Raw genomic sequence first — 3,207 nt, forward strand, 5'->3', positions numbered from 1 at the left:
CTACCCGCATGACAGTCTGATATTTATTATGGGGATGGACAGCGCACGCAGTTTAGAACAATGGAAAGATGGGCTGCAACTGACTGATTATGTCAACCTATGGGTGTTTAATCGTGAGGAAAATTTTGATATTGATAAAGATTTATCTGAGTCTGATTTACAGAATTCGTTAAAGTCCCAATTGCCAATGCTGCTACAACCTTTCATCGTCGATTCATTGATTAAGTTATTAACAGCCAACGATTTATATTTAACAGGCAGCTTTGGCGTAAAAAATACCCACCAAGGTTATATTTTTATCGACCCGCGCCCTGTGGCAGCCGTATCGAGCACTCAAGTACGGCAGCAACTTCGCCAACAGATTTACCAACAACTACCGCAAGCGCCTCAATCATTAAATATAACGCACAGTGCTGAAACGCAAATTGCATCTTTACAACCAATAAATGATATCATAGGCAATACTGCACCCAATTCATTCGCTAAATGGCTAAATCCTGCTGTTTATCAATATATTATTGCCCATCAGCTATATTCTGCTGCTCAATTCCGTTAAAATCATCTTATCATTGTCATTTTGCCCACCCTGTCTTGATACGTCACTGCTCATATTGGGTCAGCTCGACAATACAATTTTATGCAAATTGACGATTTACCATTTTATTTTTAATATTTACGATTCAAGAGATTAAAATTTATGACCAACACCATGACTGACGAACGCTTAAAAGAATGTTTAGATGTAGTCGAAAGCGCGCTAGACGATATGAAAGCAAAAAACATCACCGTAATGGATGTAGCAGCATTGACAGACGTGATGGAGCGTATCGTCATCGCTGACGGTACCTCAAAGCGCCATGTACGCGCGATGGCTGATAGTGTCGGCGCTGAAGCGAAGCAAGCAGGCTTTATGCCACTTGGCCGTGAAGGTGGTATCGACTCTGACTGGACGTTGATTGATTTGGGCGCGGTCGTCGTACATATGATGACGCCACAAGCCCGCGAGTTTTATGACTTAGAAGGTCTATGGTCATCACCTGAGCAATTGGCTGAGCTAGTCGCTGTACCACGTGAAAAGAAAACTGCCGGTCGCCGCAATAAAAACAAATAAGATTTCCTATTGCCATAACGCTGTATAAAACAAAAAGACCAGATGACTATTCTGGTCTTTTTTTTGTTTAAAATTTAGCGCTGATAAACTTTAAAGTGCTGAAATCATATAAACAGACTCATGATTAGGCTAAGATAATACTAATGAATAATATTAACCACGCGCCAACTACATCCTAATAGATTAGAAAATCCAATGAGTATAGAACCTATAAACGTAGAATCGATAGAACCCACCTTCCAAAAAAATAGCGCTGACTTTAACCAAACCTTGCCGCTACATATCGCCAATCTAACCTGCGTCCGTGCTGGCAAAGCCATGCCATTTACCCGTGAAGAGATGAGCGCGATTGATAAAGCGCCTATCAAAGCACCCGTCGCGGTTAATTTTATGGGTCTCACCACCGATGAGCAAGCCGACCGCCGTCATCATGGTGGTCCACTAAAAGCGGTACATCAACTAGCACCTGCGACTTATGACAAGATTAACGCTGAGTTTGGCTTAAAAGTGCGTGTTGGTACATTGGGTGAAAACCTCACTACGAAAGCAGTGAATGATTTGCCAGAAATGACGGAAGCGACGGTTTGTATTGGCGACGTTTTTCAGTATGGTCAAGATGAAATCATTGATGGGAATGGTGAGGACAGTGTGCAATTACGCATCGTCCAACCACGCCGACCCTGCTACAAAATCAATGACCAAATTGGGCAGTTCACCAAAGTACCAAATATTGCTTCTTGGGTCAGCAAACAAGGTATCTCTGGTTGGTATTTCCAAGTGGTACTTGATGGCATGATTAACGCTGACTTACCGGTTTATCTTATCGAACGTCCCTATCCTTTTGCGACCCTCGAGAAGTTATGGCAGCTGTCAAACTCAAAAGAGAAGTTTGCAGCAGAAGTCATCAAACCTTGGCTTACGATTGAGTGTTTGGAAGAGAGCTGGAAAACGGTTTTGGCTAAGAAGATTAGGAAGGGTTAACATTTCATGGCAAAAAACATTACCTCGATTGCATTGGCGTGTGTCTTAACGCTGCCCTTAATTGGCTGCGTGACGACCACCTCTCAAATAGCGACCACTGAGAGCTACATCATAGATAGCGAAACCTACCAAGCTACTGGCAAGAGCGAGCGTATTAAATCCATCGTCCTGCACTATACGGTCTCAGATAATGCCAGATCGATAAAAACACTGACCACCGGTCAAGTCAGCGCCCACTATCTGATTTTGGATCATGATGATAACAAGATTTATAACTTAGTGCCCGAAAGCGAACGCGCTTGGCATGCGGGTGATGGCGGCTTTGCAGGCAGAACCATCCTCAACGATACCTCTATCGGTATCGAGATTGTCAATAGCGGCATTAAGCCCGAATATCGAGATGCCTTAAAAAATGGCGCGCTCGACTACCATCCGTATGAGCACTATGTTGAATTTAATGAGTTGCAGATTAAAAAAGTCGCGCAGCTGGTACAAGATTTAGCAAAAAGATATAATATCTCTGCAAAGAATATCATCGGTCATGCGGATATGGCACCCTTACGTAAGATTGACCCCGGTGCAAAGTTCCCTTGGCAACGACTGTATAAAGAATATGGTATTGGCGCTTGGTATGATGAATTTGATAAGCAATTCTTTATGCATCAAGAAGAGTTTTCAGCAGCAACGATACCTGAGATTAAGCAAGCGTTTCGTGATTACGGTTATCAAATCAATGACAGCGATGAGTGGGATAAAACCAGTCGCAATGTCGTGTACGCCTTTCAATTGCATTTCAGACCGCAGCAGCCAACTGGCGAGCTGGATTTAGAAACTTATGATATTTTAAAGGCACTCAATCAGAAGTATGCTGGTCGTGATGACTTTTATTAATGGATAAAAAACATTAGGAGACATAAGCCATGAGTAACTCACAATACAATGAGCAAGATGAACAAGACGAGCTGCAGAAATATCTAGAAGAAAAAGCCAAACAAGAGCAAGAAAAAGAACAGGAAACCGAGCCTCTCTCTGCGTATGACGCTTGTGTGCTAAAAGAAAGTGCGAAGATACATGAGTTGATTGCTGAGGCGCAGAAAGAAGTTAAAAAGGGTTCA

The 3,207-nt window shown here is 42.6% G+C and carries 4 protein-coding genes and 1 pseudogene; all 5 read left to right on the plus strand.

Annotated elements, in window-relative coordinates:
* Positions 1-556 (plus strand): annotated as a pseudogene (locus VLN09_RS10370) (nicotinate-nicotinamide nucleotide adenylyltransferase); the annotation flags it as partial.
* A 141-nt stretch (positions 557-697) separates the two neighbouring features.
* On the plus strand, positions 698-1,111 hold the full coding sequence (rsfS, locus tag VLN09_RS10375) for a ribosome silencing factor (protein ID WP_325246245.1): 414 nt from the start codon (positions 698-700) through the stop codon (positions 1,109-1,111).
* 318 nt (positions 1,112-1,429) lie between these two features.
* Positions 1,430-2,092, plus strand: a complete 663-nt coding sequence (locus tag VLN09_RS10380) for an MOSC domain-containing protein (protein WP_414709124.1) — start codon at positions 1,430-1,432, stop codon at positions 2,090-2,092.
* Between the two features lie 6 nt (positions 2,093-2,098).
* Positions 2,099-2,983 carry an N-acetylmuramoyl-L-alanine amidase gene (locus VLN09_RS10385; RefSeq protein WP_325246249.1) on the plus strand — a complete coding sequence of 295 codons (885 nt, stop codon included), beginning with the start codon at positions 2,099-2,101 and terminating at the stop codon, positions 2,981-2,983.
* A gap of 29 nt (positions 2,984-3,012) precedes the next feature.
* Positions 3,013-3,207: hypothetical protein (locus VLN09_RS10390; RefSeq protein ID WP_325246251.1), on the plus strand; the 195-nt coding region annotated here is incomplete at its 3' end.

This window comes from Psychrobacter sp., assembly GCF_035469765.1.
Lineage (GTDB): Bacteria > Pseudomonadota > Gammaproteobacteria > Pseudomonadales > Moraxellaceae > Psychrobacter.